Here is a 16,046-nt window from a genome sequence, read left to right as displayed (position 1 = left end):
ACCGGTAGCATCCAGCGGGTGAGCGTCTCGAGCCCGTTGCGGCTCTTCAATTCACTCGGGCGCCGGGTTGAGGACTTCACGCCGGCTGCGGACGGCCCTGACGACGTGGTGCGGCTGTACAGCTGTGGCCCGACGGTCTACAGCTACGCGCACATCGGCAACCTGCGCGCCTACACCTTCGCCGACACCTTGCGCCGGGCGCTGCTCTGGAAGGGCCTGCAGGTCGAGCACGTCATCAACATCACCGACGTCGGCCACGCGGTCGCGGAGGCCGAGCTCGGCGAGGACAAGCTCGAGGTCGCGGCCGCCCGGGAACGCCGGTCGGTCGAGGAGATCGCGGCGATGTACACCGAGGCGTTCTTCGCCGACCTGGCCGCGCTGAACATCCTGCCCGCACACCACTATCCGCGCGCCACGCAGTACGTCGAGCAGATGATCGCGTTCGCGGAACGCCTGGTGGAGCGCGGGTTCACCTACGAGATCGAGTCCGGGCTGTACTTCGACACGTCGAAGGATCCGACGTACGGGCAGCTCGGCCTGATCGACGTGAGCGGTCAGCTCGAGGGCGCCCGGGTCGAGGAGGTGCCTGGCCGGCGAGCCAAGACCGATTTCGCGTTGTGGCGCGCGGAGGCTCCGGGGCAGTTGCGGGCGATGCGCTGGGACTCGCCGTGGGGCTGGGGTGCGCCCGGCTGGCACCTCGAGTGCTCGGTGATGAGCATGCTGCTGCTCGGCGAGCACTTCGACATCCACACCGGCGGCGTGGACCACCGCCAGCTGCACCACGTGAACGAGATCGCCCAGAGCGAGGCGTACCTCGGCGACGGGCAGCCGTGGGTGAAGTTCTGGCTGCACAACGAGTTCCTGCAGCTCGGCTCGGCGAAGATCTCGAAGTCTTTGGGTCATATCTTGACCGTCAGCGATCTGGCGAAGCAGGGGTTCCATCCGCTCGCGTACAGGTTGTTCCTGCTCGGCGGGCACTACCGCGCTCAGCTCGAGTTCACCATGGGGGGTCTCGAGAGCGCCCAGTCCACGCTGCGCCGATTGGTCCGCCGTACGTCGTCACTCGGTGAGCTGCCCCTGGTGACCACAGCCGACGAGGCTCGTGCCGCGGCCGGTGACGACGCCGCGGCACTCACGGTGATCGACCAGCTCGACGACGCGATCAGCTCGGACCTGAACACACCGCGCGTCCTCGCGTTGCTACAGGACTCGCTGCGTGATCAGGCGCTGTCCGAGCCGGGGCTGCGGGCGATCGTGGCCGCGTGCGCCGCCGTACTCGGGCTGCCCTTCGGCCGGCTCACCCCGGCTGACGTCGAGCAGGCGGCCGACCTGCCGGAGCTGGACGAGGCCGCGGTCGAGCAGTTGGTCGCGGACCGGGAGGCCGCGCGGGTCGCCCGGGACTGGGCCCGCGCCGACGCGTTGCGTGCGGAGCTGACCGAGCTGGGTGTTCAGGTCACCGACACCGCGGACGGCCCGACCTGGACCAGGGCCTGATCACGCCGGTACGGCGACCGCGTCGAACCGCTGTGCGCGCTTGAGGCCGTACAGCAGGAGGCCGATCGAGATCGCGCCGACGACGGCGTACGTGATGCGGCCGCCGATCCCGTCCCAGGTCGAGTGCAGCGCGACGGCCAGCGCGTACATGCCGAGGAAGCCGGCGAAGCGCTTGCCGGTCGGCTCGAGCACGAACCGCCACAGGCCCCAGCAGGTCAGGCCGGTCCAGGCCGCGTGCCCGGCCGGGGAGAGCAGACCGCGGATGAACAGCGTCTGCTCGGCCGCACCGACGTTCCCGTTGGACTGCAGCAGCGCGACGAACGCGTAGCCCATCGTCTCCAGTACGGCGAATCCGGTGCCGACCGCGACGCCGATGACGATCCCGCGCCCGATCGACGTCCGGTAGCGGTGCCCGAAGAACACCACGAGGATCGCCGGTACGACGAGCTTGGCCGCCTCCTCGATCAACCCCACCCCGACCATCGGCAGCGTCCCGAGCCGACGCATCGCGTCGTACTCGAGCAGGCCCGCGACAGCGACCCCGACCACCCCGCCGAACAGCAGGCAACCGCCGAGCGTCGGCCCGTCGATCAGCCAGCGCCCGGACCGCCCGGCAGCGAACGTCACGAAGGTCAGCGGTACGACGAGCGCACCCAGCAGGATCATCGTCGGGAACAGGTTCGGGTTCCCGGTGTCGGTCAGCACGGCCAGGACGGCGAGATACAGCCCGGCCCCGATCAAGAACGTGCCGATCCATCCCCACCTGCGAACCGCCTTCGCGCTCATGCCTCAGATGGTGCCAGGTTCATGGCGTGGTTGCGCCATGTCGCAGGGACGGCAGTGATGGACAGGGCGGATTCCTGTGACGTGATTGCAAACTCAGTCGGAAGAAGAGGTGTGCCTGCCCCAAACCTCTCGAAGGAGAATTCCGCCTATGTCCTCCCCCCGACGTGCCGCCGCGCTCACCACCGCGGCGGTGCTTGCTCTCGGCGCGGCGACGGTGATCCCGTCCGCCGCCGCCCCTCCCACGGGATCCACCGCGATCACGACGTCCTCGGTCACGCTGATCACCGGTGACGTCGTCGAACTGACGGATGCCGGCGCCGGCAAGAAGGCCGCCACGGTCCGCCCGGCGGCCGGCCGCGAAGGCGTCTCGTTCCACACCATCGAGGCCGACGGCGGACTCCGCGTGCTGCCGAGCGACGCCGTACCGTTCGTGTCGAGCGGCGTCCTGGACGTGGACCTGTTCGACATCGACGAGCTGATCGCCGACGGGTACGGCGCAGCCGCGAGCCTCCCGCTCATCGTCAAGGACACCCCCGGCGTCCGGTCCGCGCAGAACCTCGCCGGTACGACGACGACGCGGCAGCTCCCGTCGATCGGCGGCCGTGCCCTGACCGCCGCGAAGGACCAGCTGCCGGAGCTGTGGAAATCGCTGAACCCCGGCGTCGGCGCCCGCTCGCTGAGCAGCGGTGTCACCAAGATCTGGCTGGACGGCAAGGTCCGCCCGGTGCTCGACAAAAGTGTCCCGCAGATCGGTGCACCGGACGCCTGGAAGGCGGGGTACGAGGGCGCCGGCGTGCAGGTCGCCGTACTGGACACCGGTGTCGACGCGACGCACCCGGACCTGGACGGCAAGGTCAAGGAGAGCCAGGACTTCTCCGGCAGCCCGACCGGCACCGAGGACCACTTCGGCCACGGCACGCACGTCGCCGCGACCATCGCCGGCACGGGCGCGGCCGCCGGCGGCACCCGGAAGGGCGTGGCGCCCAAGGCGGACCTGCTGGTCGGCAAGGTGCTCGGCGACGACGGGTACGGCTACGACTCCTGGATCATCGCCGGGATGGAATGGGCCGCGACCGAGGGCGCGAAGGTCGTGAACATGAGCCTCGGCGGCGAGGCCACCGACGGCACCGACCCGCTCAGCCAGGCGGTCAACGACATCACCGCGCAGACCGGCACCCTGTTCGTGGTTGCGGCCGGCAACGAGGGCCAGGACGAGACGGTCGGTACGCCGGGCGCCGCGGCGTCCGCGCTGACGGTCGGCGCCGTCGACCGCGAGGACAAGCTCGCCGACTTCTCCAGTCGCGGACCGCGGCTCGGTGACGCGGGCCTGAAGCCGGAGATCACCGCGCCGGGCGTGGACATCATCGCCGCCCGGGCGACCGGCACGGCGATGGGCCAGCCTGTGGACAACTTGTACACAGCCGCGTCCGGTACGTCGATGGCGACGCCGCACGTCGCCGGTGCGGCGGCCCTGCTCGCGCAGCAGCACCCAGACTGGAAGGCCGACCAGCTGAAGAACGCGCTGGTCAGCACCGCGAAGACCCAACCGCAGCAGACCGTTTATCAGCAGGGCGCCGGCCGGGTCGACCTGACCCGGGCCGTCGCGCAGAAGGTGACCGCCAGCGGTGTCGCGGACTTCGGCCTGCAGACCGCGGAGGCGGGCACCCGGACCATCACCTACCGGAACGACTCAGGCAGCGCGGTCACGCTGAACCTGTCCGTCCAGGTGACGAACCTCGACGACAAGCAGCCGGAGACCGACGGCTTCGGCCTGCCGGCGACCGTCACGGTCCCGGCCAACGGCACCGCCGACGTACCGCTGACGCTGGACCCGGCCAAGCTCGGCCGCGGCCAGTACAGCGGCTGGATCGTTGCCACCGGCCCCGACGGTGTCGTCACGCACACCGCGGTCGGCGCGCTGCTAGCCGGCCCGAAGCACAAGGTCACGCTACGGGCGGTCGGGCAGGACGGTCAGCCGACCGGTGTCCCGGTGATCTCGCTGTTCGGCGACAACTCGCGCTCCGACGTACTGGCGTGGATCCCGAACGGTGCGACGTACACGGCCGAGGTCGAGGAGGGTACGTACCTGCTGCACTCGCTGGTCGAGAACAACGACCCGCAGGACGAGCAGGTGAGTCTGTTCACCGACCCGAACATCGTGGTCAGCAAGGACACCGAGATCGTCATCGACGCGCGGAAGGCGGTCCCGATCCAGATCGAGACGCCGAAGCCGTCGGAGCAGCAGGCGATCCTGAGCTACTACGTGCACCGTGAGTACGGCAACGGGCGTTCGATCAGCCACGGGGTCATGCACTTCAGCACGGTCAAGCAGGTCAACGTGACACCGACCAAGCCGGTCAAGGACGGCACGTTCGAGTTCTCGTCCCGCTGGCAGCTGGTCGCGCCGCTGGTCCAGGCGTCGATCCCCGGAGTGTCCGGTCCGCTCGACATCAACCTGCTGCACCGGTCGCCGTCGTACGAAGGCAAGAAGCGCTTCCGGCTCGTGACCTCGCTGCAGGACGCGAAGGGCGCCCTCGTGGTGCTCGACTCCGACGACGAGGAGGAGCAGATCAAGGCGGCCGCGGCAGCCGGTGCAGCGGCGGTCATCCTGATCCGGCCGGCCGACTGGGGCGCGTGGACGGTCTGGCGTCCGGTCGGTGACCGGGAGCCGATTCCGGCGATGGTGACGATCTTCAAGGACGGTCAGAAGCTCATCGACCGGGTACGGCGCGGCAACGCCACGATCGACCTCACGCTCACCACATCCAGCCCGTACCTGTACGACGTACAGCAGGTCTCGACCGGGTTCATCCCGGCGAAGATCGTCTACAAGGTGACGGCGGCGAACAGCGCCCGCATCACCACGCGGTACGCCGACAACGGCGGGTTCAACTGGGCCAAGGAGCAGCGGTTCGGGTGGCGTCCGTGGCAGGAGTACTCGTGGAACGACTCCCAGCGGTTCGTCGAGACGCCGAAGGTCCGGGAGGAGTGGGTGACGTCGGGCGACTCGCTCTGGCAGCACCGGGTGCACCACCTGTACACGTGGGACACCATGAACCCGCTGGCCGGCGGTATGACGTCCGTACCGCGTAGCTACCGGACCGGTCAGTCGGACGAGACGTGGTTCGGTCCGGTCGTACGACCCGCGGCTGCGCCTGGCGTCCAGTCCACGCGCACCGGTGACCGGCTCTCGTTCCGCATCCCGTCGTTCGTGGACGCGGCCGGGCACTACACGGTCGGTGAGGCCACGAAGGACTCGGCGACGCTGTCCCGCAACGGTCAGGTCGTGGCCGAGCTTCCGGACACGTGGGAGGACGTCATCACCTCCAGCGACAACGCGGCGTACAAGCTCGACGTGTCCACCGAGCGCATCGACACAGAAGGCGAGTGGAACTGGGGGACGCGCACGCAGACCTCCTGGGAGTTCCGCTCGGCCAAGCAGGCGGACGACAAGGCAACGCCGCTCGCACTGCAGCAGGTCGACTACAAGGTCCCGGTCGACCTGACCGGCCGGGTGAACGCCCGGACGCACGTAGTCGGCTTCGAGTCGCCCCGGGCAACCGGACTACAGGCCTGGTCCTCGTTCGACGAGGGCACGACCTGGCAGCGCCTCGTAGTCATCGGTGCCGCCGGCCACTACCTGGCCGTCGTCCCGAATGCCCACAACACCGTCTCCCTGAAGGTCCAGGCAACGGGCGTCAACGGCTCGAAGGTCACCCAGACCGTGATCCGCGCGTACGGCGTCCGCTGAGATTCCACCGGGTCGGCGGCGGTTCCCCCGTCCGTCGCCGGCCCGGTCCGCCTAGAGCCAGTCGCGCTTCGCTGCCTGAAACGCCAGGCCTGTGCGGGTGTCGACGCCGGCTAGGGCCATGAGGCGGTCTAGGCGGCGTTGGACTGTGCGGCGGCTGATGCCTAGCTGGTTGGCGATGGACTTGTCCGGTACGCCGCCTACGAGCAGGGAGAGCAGGAGACGCTCGGAGTCGTCCAGGCCCTCGTCTTCGTGCTTCTCCTCGGGCTGTAGGCGCACTGGTGTTGCCAGCTCCCAGTAGCTCTCGAAGAGCGCCAGGAGCGCGTCTAGGAGTTGGCCGCGGCTGATGATCGCGGCGGACGGCTCACCGATGCTCTGCTCGTCGTCGCGGACCAGGGGGCAGATGGCTGTCGATCGGTCCACGATCGCGATCCGCACGGGCAGTGTCGGCACCACCCGTGCCTCCTCGCCCCAGCTGACACCTTCGGCGATCGAGTCCAGCTCACCTGGTGTCTCGATCAGTGCGCGCTCGTAGATGGCGCGGTACCGGACGCCGCGGGACAAAGCGCCGTACTCCTCGGTGTTCTCGGCGCCTTGCATCGCCAGCGGGTTCGCACGGCAGAACCAGAGGATCTCCTCGCGGGCCGAGTTCTGCAGGTCGCGCAGCCGTTCGCGGAGGGTGGCGGCGCCGACGATCACCTCGACCAGGTGGTGTGCGTCGCGCCGGCTCACGCTGGCCCGGAACTCCTCGCTGAGCGCGCTCACCGTCTTGCGAGCCGCCTCGAGCGACTCCTGGCGGCGCAGCAGCGTCGTACCGAAGGCGACGTCCGGCGGCAACGGCCGGAACACCGGATCGTCGGCCGGCTGCGCCGTCACCAGACCCTTGGCCTGCAACCGCTGCAGCACTTCGTCGGCCTCCGGCTGCGTGAACTTGGCGACCTCGGCCAGGTCGGCCGCCTTGGCCGCCGACAGCCCGACGAGCAGTCGGTAGGCCTGTTCTTCCCGTTCGTCCAGCAGCATGCCGTTCTGCATCCGCCCCACCTCCCGGGCACCACCTAAGCAGGCGTTCCAACGTGGAAGCGAGCATTTTCTATCTGGCACTCATCAGCCACGGCACGGTTGTGTCATCACGGAACACGTGAAGCCCCGTCACCTTCCGGTCAGAAGCACGCGGAACTCGCCAGCCGCCCAGCGCCACCGCCCTGGAGAAGAGACCCGATGATGAGCTTGACCGACTACGCCGGCATCGCCGGCCTGATCGCCGCGGCCGCCGTCGCGATCTGGATGCTGCGCAACCACCGCACCGTCGCGCCCACCGCCCGGGCCGCGCGACATCGCGGCGCGCCTACCCTGCGACTGCCGCGACCGACCCATCCGGAGCGCGCTTCTTCGCGCGGTAGTAGGTGAGCCCGCCGTAGGCGTACATCGACAACCCCAACGCGGCCATCAGCACGATCACGACCCACTGCCACGGGCCGTCCTGGTAGAGGGCCAGGAACCATGACTTGGCGTCGTGATTGCCGGTGAGCTTGAAGATCGCCGGTACGACGGCCTGCGGGAACAACGGGATCGCCCCGAACCCGAGGCAGAAGCCGGCCAACGTACGCCGCCACTTGGGAAGCGCATCGAACCCCGCGGTCTTCTTGGCCTGCTCCGCGGGCGATCTGCCATGCCTGAGCAGAGTGAGCAGCTCAGGACCGCGCGCGTCGAGCCGCCGGGCTGCCACGCGACCGAAGTACCACCAAGCGAGTACGCCGGACAGGACGCCGACCGGCACGCCCCACCAGCCGGTGTAGAGCGACAGGATCAGCGCCGGGGCACAGGTGGTCGCGACCAGCACGAGCATCACGTAGACGATGCCCATCGTCTCGCCCTCGTTCTCACCCGAGTTGAGCGGGTTACCGGACCGCTTGTGCGCATCGGTCGTCGGTACGGCGGCGTACACCGAGCACGCCACCACCAGACCCGCTGCACCACCGAGCAGCGCGGGCAGCACGCTCAGCACCAGCGGCCAAGCCCTGGTGTCGCCGGACCACCAGGTGAGCAGCAGGGTGATCAGCAGCGTCGATGAACCGAAGACCAGCAGGAACGCGCGCTGCCGCGCCCGCACATCCGCCCGGCTCGAGCCGGGCGTCATGAGGGTGGTCCAGAACGCCGTACCGTCCGAGCCGTAGAGGTTGGCCGCCATCGAGCCCGCCATCACCACAGCCGCCGGACCGGCCCATGGCAGCATCGACTTCATCCCGATCGCCAGCGGCATCATGCAGAAGAACAGTCCGTAGGCGACGGCGAACACAGCTCGGTGTCCGTAGAGCAGGTCCCGTGTCCACGACCGGAGCTCCTTGGCCGCTGCAGCACCTTCAGGTGTTCCTGCCGTCAGGAGTCGCCTTGGCTTCCGGCCGGCCCGAGTGACCGTCGTACGTCGTACCAGCAGGGATGACCATGCCAGAAGCATCACCACAGCGAGCACCACAAGCCCTGCCAGTGCAGCAAGCACCTCGAGCCAGTCGCCACGTCCAGCCGCTTCCACAGCCACCAGACCCCAGCCGGACGGCGCAATGCGCGCCGCCTTCGCGACAGTGCCCTGCACGTCGGTGGACACGAACGCGACGATCAACGCCCACCCCTGTGCGGTGAACGCCAGGATGAACGCGTTGACCAGCGCTGCGATCACCGCACCGGCCCGCACCTGCAGCAGTACGCCGTACACCGCGACAGCGAGCCGGGACGCCAGGATGAAGCAGAGCAGCTGCAGCAACAATGCGGGCACCGCAACAAGCGCCGCGACGATGCCCGGGCTCACTACAACCAGGCTGAGCAACGCGATCAGATTGATGACAGGTGCCACGCCGGCCAGTGCAGCCACCAGCAGACCGGTGGAGAGCGTGCGCGGCGGCAGCGGCATCATCGTGAAGTACTCGGGCTTCAGCGTCTCGTCGCCACCACCGGCGAACAGTGGGCCGACCACCCAGCCCAGCATCCAGACCGCGAGGACGACGACCAGCACGTCGTGATCGCCCCGCGCCGCGACCCAGAGCGTGCCGCCCGCGAGCGCCAGGCCGACGAACCCGCCTGTGACGATCCACGACCGCCGGAACTGGTCCTCGAGCCCGTGCCGGAACGCGGCCAGCCGCATCCGGACCAGCGTGCGCGACGTCCCGTACGTCAGTGCGAGAGCCACGTCAGCCCCTCCGCACCACGGGTCGACGCACCGACCAGCGACACGAACGCGTCCTCCAGACTGCCGCCGGCCTGTACCTCGGCAACGGTGCCTGCGGCAACGACCTTCCCGTCCGCGACCACCGCGACGCGATCACACAACTGCTCGACCAGCGCCATCACGTGGCTCGACATCACCACCGACCCGCCGCCCGCGATGAACCGGTGCAGAATGATCCGGATGGTTGCCGCCGACACCGGATCGACGGCCTCGAACGGCTCGTCCAGCACCAGCAACCGCGGCGCGTGCAGCAGCGCGACCGCGAGCCCGAGCTTCTTCCGCATCCCGGTCGAGTAGCCGATCACCTGCTTGTCGTCCTCGTGGTCGAGCTCGAGCACCTCCAGCAACTCGGCGGCGCGTCGTGCGACCTCGTCCTCGGGCAGTCCACGCAACAGACCGAGGTACGTCAGCACCTCGCGCCCGGTGAGCCGCTCCGGCATCCCGAGCCCGTCCGGCAGCACCCCCACGAGCGCCTTGGCCTGCGTCGGCTCCCGCCAGACATCCACCCCGAAGATCCGTGCCGTACCGCCGTCCGGACGCAGCAGCCCGACCGCCATCGACAACGACGTCGTCTTCCCGGCCCCGTTCGGCCCCAGCATCCCGAAGAACGATCCGGCCGGCACCTGCAGGCTGAGATCGTCCACCGCCCGCTGCTCCCCGAACACCTTGGTCAGCCCATCGAGCTCCAGCGCTTGCTCCATGCGAAGAACCCTGCCACCGGGAGCCGTGCGCCCGCGTCACCCTGACGGCGGACCCGCCCCGTCACCTGACCGGCTGAGCGGACGCAGGTGAGGATCAGGCAATTTTCTGCCCGGCAGGATCATCCGAAAGGACGAAAAGTTCCCCGGCAACGCAAAAGTCCCGGTCGACTCGACCGGGACTTCGTTGTGCGCGAGGGGGGAGTTGAACCCCCACGCCCTTTCGGGCACACGGACCTGAACCGTGCGCGTCTGCCTATTCCGCCACCCGCGCGCAGCCGCCTGATACATCTCTTGGCGACGAGAAGGAACAGTAGCACGGGTTCTGCCGGTGCTTCACATTGCGGGTTCGGTCGAACCTCCCGATACGATCGATCGTCGTACCCGGTGTGTCCGCCTGACCGGTGGACATCTGTTGGCGTACCGACCGTGGAGGAGGAGGCGTGCGACCGCTACAGCGCTTCGAGCGACGCCTGGAAGGCATTGTGAGCGGTGTCTTCGCGCGCGCTTTCAAGGGTGACGTCGAGCCGATCGAACTGGCCGCCGCCCTCAAGCGTGAGATCGACAACACCGCGCGGATCCTGTCCCGGGACCGCCGGCTGGTGCCGAACCACTTCACCATCGAGCTCGGTCCGGACGACTTCGAGCGGCTGAACGCGTACGGCCGGACCCTGAACCACGAGCTCGCCAACGAGCTGCGGGACCACGCCGACATCCAGCGCTACACGTTCTCCGGGCCCATCGACATCGAGCTGGTCCAGCAGGATGAGCTCCCGACCGGTAAGTTCCGGGTGGTCAGCGAGACGCTCGGGACGCCCCAGCGGCGCCCGGACCCGTACCAGCAGCCCGAGCCCCAGCCCTACCAGCAGGAGCCCTACGTGCCGCCGAACCCGCCGCCGGTTGTTCCGCAGTACCAGCAACCGCAGCCGCCAGCACAGCAGCCGCCGCGCCGCGGGCACCCACAGGTGATGCTCGAGGTGAACGGCCGCCGCCGCCCGGTGAACCCGCCCGGTGTGGTGCTCGGCCGCGGCACCGACGCGGACATCCAGATCAACGACCCGGGCGTCTCCCGGCGGCACGCCGAGATCCGCCTGATGCCGGAGGGCCCGGGCGGTATCCGGGTGGTGATGGTCGACCTCGGCTCCACCAACGGCACGCTGGTGAACGGCCGCCGGACCACCGAGGCCGAGCTGGTGGACGGCTCGACGGTCCGGATCGGCAACACGACGATGACGCTGCGTCTCGCGGACGAGCCGATGGCCCAGCCGCCGAGCAGCGGGTGGTGACTGACCTTCCATGTCGGAACTGACCCTGACCCTGATCAAACTGGGGTTCCTGGCCCTGTTGTGGATGTTCGTCCTCGCGGTGCTGTCCGTGATCAGGTCCGACCTGTTCGGCGCGAAGGTGGACAGCCGGGCCGCGGCTGCCGCCGTCCCGCAGAACTCCCGTACGCCGAAGCCCGCGAAGCCGGCCAAGAAGCGCAAGGGCCTGCCCGGGTCGGTGACGATCGCCGACGGTCCGCAGGCCGGGGTCGGTGCGTCGCTGGGCGAGGAGCCGGTGATCATCGGCCGCGGGTCGGACTGCCAGATCCGGCTCGACGACGACTACTCCTCCACGCGGCACGCCCGGTTGTTCCTGTCCGAGGGCCAGTGGTGGGTCGAGGATCTCGGCTCCACCAACGGCACGTACCTTGACGGCCAGCGGGTGACCCGCCCGGTCCCGGCCGAGATCGGCGGTTCGATCCGGATCGGCCGGACGACGCTGAACATCGCGAAGTAGGCCTGCCTCGATGACCCTGTCGCTCGACTACGCAACCCTCTCCGACGTCGGACGAGTGCGCCGCAACAACGAGGACTCGGCGTACGCCGGTCCGCACCTGCTGCTGCTCGCCGACGGGATGGGCGGTGCGGCGGCCGGTGAGGTGGCCAGCGCGGCGGCGGTCCAGGTGATCCGGCGGCTGGACACCGCGGAGATCAGCGGCGAGGACATGATCGAGGCACTGGCCGGCGCGGTGCACCGGGCCAACGAGCGCCTGTCCGAGTTGGTCGAGGAGGACCCCGAGCGCGAGGGCATGGGCTCGACCGTCACCGCGCTGATGTTCGACGGCAAGCAGCTCGGTCTGGCGCACCTCGGCGACTCCCGCGCGTACCGGCTGCGGGACGGGCTGCTCTACCAACTGAGCCACGACCACACCTTCGTGCAGTCGCTGGTCGACGAGGGCCGGATCTCCCAGGAGGAGGCCTTCACCCACCCGCACCGGAACCTGATCCTCCGCGTCCTCGACGGCCGCCCGGACTCCGACCCGGACCTGGAGATGCTCGACGTCCAGGCCGGCGACCGGCTGATGCTGTGCAGCGACGGCCTGCCCGACTACGTGAGCGACGAGGTGATCGCGGCCTCGATGGCCTCCGGTACGCCGGACTCGGTCGTCGTCGACCTGATCACACACGCGCTCGAGGCCGGCTCGAACGACAACGTCACCGTCCTCGTCGCGGACGTGGTCGAGACCGAGCCCGCGAGTGGCGTCCAGCCGCAGCTGGTCGGTGCCGCCGCCGAGCTGGCGCAAGGCAGCACCGGGCGCGGCGAGCCGACGGTCGCGGTCCGCACCGCCGGCGGTGACGGGCACGGCGGCGGTGGTCACGGCGGCGCGCTCGACCCGGAGGAGCTGCGGTACGCGCCGCGCCCGCCGAAGCGGTTCGCGTGGCTGCGGCGGATCGCCGTACTGATCGTCGTCCTCGGCCTGATCGGCGGTGGCGGCTGGTTCGCGTACAGCTGGACCCAGAAGCAGTACTACGTCGGCACCGACGGCGACTACGTGGCGATCTTCAAGGGCATCGAGGCGGATCTGCCCGGGTTGTCGTTGTCGAAGGTGTACGAGCGGCAGACCCTGCAGGTCGACAAGCTTCCGACGTACAGCCGGGAGCAGGTCGAGGGCAACATTCAGGCGGACAACCTGGCCGGCGCCCGTTCGATCGTCGCCGAGCTGCAGCACACCGCTGCCGAGTGCGCCGCCAAGCCGACCCCCAAACCGTCCACGCCGGTCCCATCCAGCAAGCCGCCCGTCTCGAAGCCTCCGGTGTCGACCCCCGTTTCGAAGCCGCCGGCTTCCTCGCCGCCCGCGTCGACGGCCCCGACCGGTACGGCGTCGCCGAGCACGCCGGTCGACCCCGACGACTGCGACGGGGTCCGATGAGCATCGCTTCCACGTCCGTCATCCAGATCATCCCGCGTACCCGGCGCGGGGTGGAGTTGCTGCTGCTCGTGATCGCGATCGCGGTTTCGGTCGGCGCGTACGTGAACATCGGCATCACCGTGCAGAACGCCGTACCGGCCAGCACCGGGTACTACGCGGCCGGGATCGGACTGCTCGCGCTGATCGCGCACCTCGCGCTCCGCTACCGGGCGCCGTACGCCGACCCGGTGCTGCTGCCCTGCGCCGTGCTGCTGAACGGCCTCGGCGTCGCGATGATCCACCGGATCGACCTGGGCCTGGCCATCGTCGCCGAGGCGAAGGGCAAGGTCCCGAAAGGGCCTGCGGCCCCGCAGCAGATCACCTGGACCGCGGTCGGCGTCGTGCTGTTCCTGGTCGTCATCCTCGTGATCAGAGATCACCGCCGGCTGCAGGCGCTCACCTACACCGCCGGCCTGGCCGGTCTGGTGCTGCTCGTGCTGCCGCTGATCCCCGGCCTCGGTGTGAACCTGAACGGCGCCCGGATCTGGATCCGGCTGGCGGGCATGTCCTTCCAGCCCGGTGAGTTCGCGAAGATCTGTCTGGTTGTCTTCTTCGCCGGCTACCTGGTGGTGAAACGCGACGTCCTGACGCTGGCGGGCCATCGGTTCCTCGGCCTCGACCTGCCGCGAGCGCGCGACCTCGGGCCGATCGGGATCGCCTGGGCGGTCAGCCTTGGTGTCCTGGTGTTCGAGAGCGACCTCGGGTCGTCGTTGCTGTTCTTCGGCCTGTTCCTGTTCCTGCTGTACGTGTCCACCGAGCGGGCGGGCTGGTTGATCATCGGTGGCCTCCTGTTCGCCGGCGGCGCGTTCTTCGCGTACACGACCTTCGGCCATGTGCACCGCCGCGTCACCGACTGGCTGGACCCGTGGGCGATCGACGGCGGCCAGGTGAAGCTCGGGCTGATGGGTCAGTCCTGGGGCGGCATCCTCGGCCGCGGCCTCGGCCAGGGCCACCCGGAGGCCACCCTGTACGCCAACAGCGACATGATCATCTCCTCGTTCGCCGAGGAGCTCGGGCTGACCGGGCTGATCGCGATCCTGCTGGTCTACACCCTCATCATCGAGCGCGGCCTGCGGACGGCGCTCGGCTGCCGGGACATCTTCGGCAAGCTGATCGCGACCGGTCTGGCGATGTCGTTCGCACTGCAGGTGTTCGTGATCGTCGGCGGCGTCACCGGGCTGATCCCCCTGACCGGTCTGGCCACCCCGTTCATGGCCCTCGGCGGTACGTCGCTGGTCGCCAACTGGGCGATCATCGCGCTGCTGCTCCGGATCAGCGACCAGGCCCGGCGGCCGCAGACCCCGGCCGCTCCGGTTTCCGACGAGACGATCGCGATGGCGGTGCAGAAGGCATGAACTCAGCGATCCGGCGACTGGCTGTGGCGGCGATCATCCTGATGCTCGCGCTGATGGCGAACTCGACGTACCTGCAGGCCTTCCGCGCGAACGAGATCAACGGCCGCAACGACAACAACCGGGTCCGCGACTCGCAGTTCTCGGTGAACCGCGGCCCGATCCTGATCGGCAGTACGCCGGTCGCGCAGAGCAAGCCGTCCGAAGACCGGTTCAAGTACCAGCGGACGTACGCGAACGGCCAGGTGTATGCGCCGGTGACCGGGTTCTACTCGTACCTGTACGGCCGCGGCGGTATCGAGCTCACGATGAACGCCGAACTCAACGGCTCGGACCCGTCGATGGCGTTCCGCCGGATCATCGACGTGATCAGCAACCGCCCGCAGCAGGGCGGCAGTGTGACCCTGACGCTGAACGCCGCGGCCCAGCAGGCGGCGTACGACGGCCTGGCCGGGAAGACCGGTGCCGTGGTCGCGATCGAGCCGAAGACCGGGCGGATCCTGGCGATGGCCAGCCGGCCGTCGTACGACCCGAACCGGCTCGCCTCGCACGACACCGAGAAGGTCGGCTCGGCCTGGAAGAGCCTGAACGCCGACAAGGGCAAGCCGCTGTCGAACCGCGCGGTGCAGGAGCTGTACCCGCCGGGGTCGACGTTCAAGCTGGTGACCGCGGCGGCCGCGCTGTCCAGCGGCAAGTACACGCCGGAGAGCAAGGTGAACTCGCCGGCCGAGCTGCCGCTCCCGCAGACCACGGTCCCGCTGGTGAACGAGGACGGCAAGAACTGCGGCGGCAGCAACAGCGCGACGCTGACGATCGCGCTGCGCTACTCCTGCAACACCGCGTTCGGCACCGTCGGCATGGCCCTCGGCGCGGACGCGCTGAACGAGCAGGCCGCGAAGTTCGGCTTCGGCGCCAAGCCGCTGGCCGAGCTGCCGAGCGTCGCCACCAGCCAGTTCCCCGGCGACCCGAACGAGCCGCAGACCGCGCAGTCCGCGATCGGTCAGTTCGACGTCCGCGCCACCCCGCTGCAGATGGCGATGGTGGCGGCCGGGATCGCGAACAAGGGCGAGGTGATGAAGCCGTACCTGGTCCAGAACGTGAAGACCCCGGACCTGAAGACGGTCTCGGAGACCAAGCCGGAGTCGCTGCACCAGGCGGTCACCCCGCAGGTCGCGGCCCAGCTGACCGCGATGATGGTCGACGTCGTCAACAACGGCACCGGCAGGCCGGGACGGATCACCGGCGTCCAGGTGGCCGGCAAGACCGGTACGGCGCAGACCACGAAGGAGCGCCCGCCGTTCGCGTGGTTCACCGCGTTCGCGCCGGCCAACGACCCGAAGGTGGCCGTGGCGGTGCTGATCGAGGACGCAAACGTCCCGCGCACCGACGTGGCCGGCGGCACCTTGGCGGCGCCGATCGCCAAGAAGGTGATGGAGGCGGTGCTAGGCCAATGAACAGCCGATGAGCACCATACGGAATGATGCGATGACAGCGCGTCTTTCCAACGGGGATCCGC

The 16,046-nt window shown here is 69.3% G+C and carries 12 protein-coding genes and 1 tRNA gene; 8 read left to right on the top strand and 5 right to left on the bottom strand.

The window, feature by feature from the left end; genetic code table 11:
- The first annotated feature begins 18 nt into the window (after positions 1-18).
- A complete protein-coding gene (cysS, locus tag ACLJOO_RS11730) occupies positions 19-1,494 on the top strand; it encodes a cysteine--tRNA ligase (RefSeq protein WP_410786912.1) in 1,476 nt (491 codons plus the stop codon).
- Here cysS and ACLJOO_RS11725 read toward each other — a convergent pair whose 3' ends face one another.
- Positions 1,495-2,280 (bottom strand): PrsW family intramembrane metalloprotease, encoded by a 786-nt coding sequence (locus ACLJOO_RS11725; protein ID WP_410786911.1) that lies wholly within the window; start codon positions 2,278-2,280, stop codon positions 1,495-1,497. It abuts the gene before it with no gap.
- A gap of 148 nt (positions 2,281-2,428) precedes the next feature.
- Between ACLJOO_RS11725 and ACLJOO_RS11720 the strand changes: the two genes are divergently transcribed.
- Positions 2,429-6,031, top strand: coding sequence for a S8 family serine peptidase (locus ACLJOO_RS11720; protein WP_410786910.1), 3,603 nt, complete (start codon positions 2,429-2,431; stop codon positions 6,029-6,031).
- 51 nt (positions 6,032-6,082) lie between these two features.
- Here the strand turns inward: ACLJOO_RS11720 and ACLJOO_RS11715 are convergent, their stop codons facing one another.
- Positions 6,083-7,060 carry a helix-turn-helix domain-containing protein gene (locus tag ACLJOO_RS11715; RefSeq protein WP_410786909.1) on the bottom strand — a complete coding sequence of 326 codons (978 nt, stop codon included), beginning with the start codon at positions 7,058-7,060 and terminating at the stop codon, positions 6,083-6,085.
- 186 nt (positions 7,061-7,246) lie between these two features.
- Here ACLJOO_RS11715 and ACLJOO_RS11710 point away from each other — a divergent pair, with 186 nt between their 5' ends.
- Positions 7,247-7,435, top strand: a complete 189-nt coding sequence (locus ACLJOO_RS11710; RefSeq protein ID WP_410786908.1) for a hypothetical protein — start codon at positions 7,247-7,249, stop codon at positions 7,433-7,435.
- On the opposite strand, the gene ACLJOO_RS11705 is transcribed toward ACLJOO_RS11710, so the two are convergent.
- The 3 genes from ACLJOO_RS11705 to ACLJOO_RS11695 form a co-directional block, all read right to left on the bottom strand.
- Positions 7,374-9,209: a hypothetical protein gene (locus tag ACLJOO_RS11705; protein ID WP_410786907.1), complete on the bottom strand. Its 1,836-nt coding sequence runs from the start codon at positions 9,207-9,209 to the stop codon at positions 7,374-7,376. The genes ACLJOO_RS11710 and ACLJOO_RS11705 overlap by 62 nt on opposite strands.
- Positions 9,194-9,949: an ABC transporter ATP-binding protein gene (locus tag ACLJOO_RS11700; protein WP_410786906.1), complete on the bottom strand. Its 756-nt coding sequence runs from the start codon at positions 9,947-9,949 to the stop codon at positions 9,194-9,196. Before ACLJOO_RS11700 ends, ACLJOO_RS11705 begins: the two co-directional genes overlap by 16 nt.
- A gap of 187 nt (positions 9,950-10,136) precedes the next feature.
- Positions 10,137-10,220 (bottom strand) — tRNA-Leu (locus tag ACLJOO_RS11695).
- A gap of 169 nt (positions 10,221-10,389) precedes the next feature.
- Here ACLJOO_RS11695 and ACLJOO_RS11690 point away from each other — a divergent pair.
- From ACLJOO_RS11690 to ACLJOO_RS11670, 5 genes are read left to right on the top strand one after another with little or no spacing between them, the layout of a single operon-like run.
- Positions 10,390-11,232 (top strand): FhaA domain-containing protein, encoded by an 843-nt coding sequence (locus ACLJOO_RS11690; RefSeq protein ID WP_410786905.1) that lies wholly within the window; start codon positions 10,390-10,392, stop codon positions 11,230-11,232.
- A 10-nt stretch (positions 11,233-11,242) separates the two neighbouring features.
- Positions 11,243-11,725 carry an FHA domain-containing protein gene (locus ACLJOO_RS11685; RefSeq protein ID WP_410786904.1) on the top strand — a complete coding sequence of 161 codons (483 nt, stop codon included), beginning with the start codon at positions 11,243-11,245 and terminating at the stop codon, positions 11,723-11,725.
- A gap of 10 nt (positions 11,726-11,735) precedes the next feature.
- Positions 11,736-13,139 (top strand): protein phosphatase 2C domain-containing protein, encoded by a 1,404-nt coding sequence (locus tag ACLJOO_RS11680; protein ID WP_410786903.1) that lies wholly within the window; start codon positions 11,736-11,738, stop codon positions 13,137-13,139.
- Positions 13,136-14,533, top strand: a complete 1,398-nt coding sequence (locus ACLJOO_RS11675) for an FtsW/RodA/SpoVE family cell cycle protein (protein ID WP_410786902.1) — start codon at positions 13,136-13,138, stop codon at positions 14,531-14,533. Before ACLJOO_RS11680 ends, ACLJOO_RS11675 begins: the two co-directional genes overlap by 4 nt.
- Entirely contained in the window at positions 14,530-15,984 is a 1,455-nt protein-coding gene (locus tag ACLJOO_RS11670; protein WP_410786901.1) for a peptidoglycan D,D-transpeptidase FtsI family protein, read from the top strand. Before ACLJOO_RS11675 ends, ACLJOO_RS11670 begins: the two co-directional genes overlap by 4 nt.
- Positions 15,985-16,046: the final 62 nt, after the last annotated feature.

This window comes from Kribbella sp. C-35 (assembly GCF_046549195.1).
Classification (GTDB): Bacteria; Actinomycetota; Actinomycetes; order Propionibacteriales; family Kribbellaceae; genus Kribbella.
This window is presented reverse-complemented; position numbering and strand designations above follow the sequence as displayed.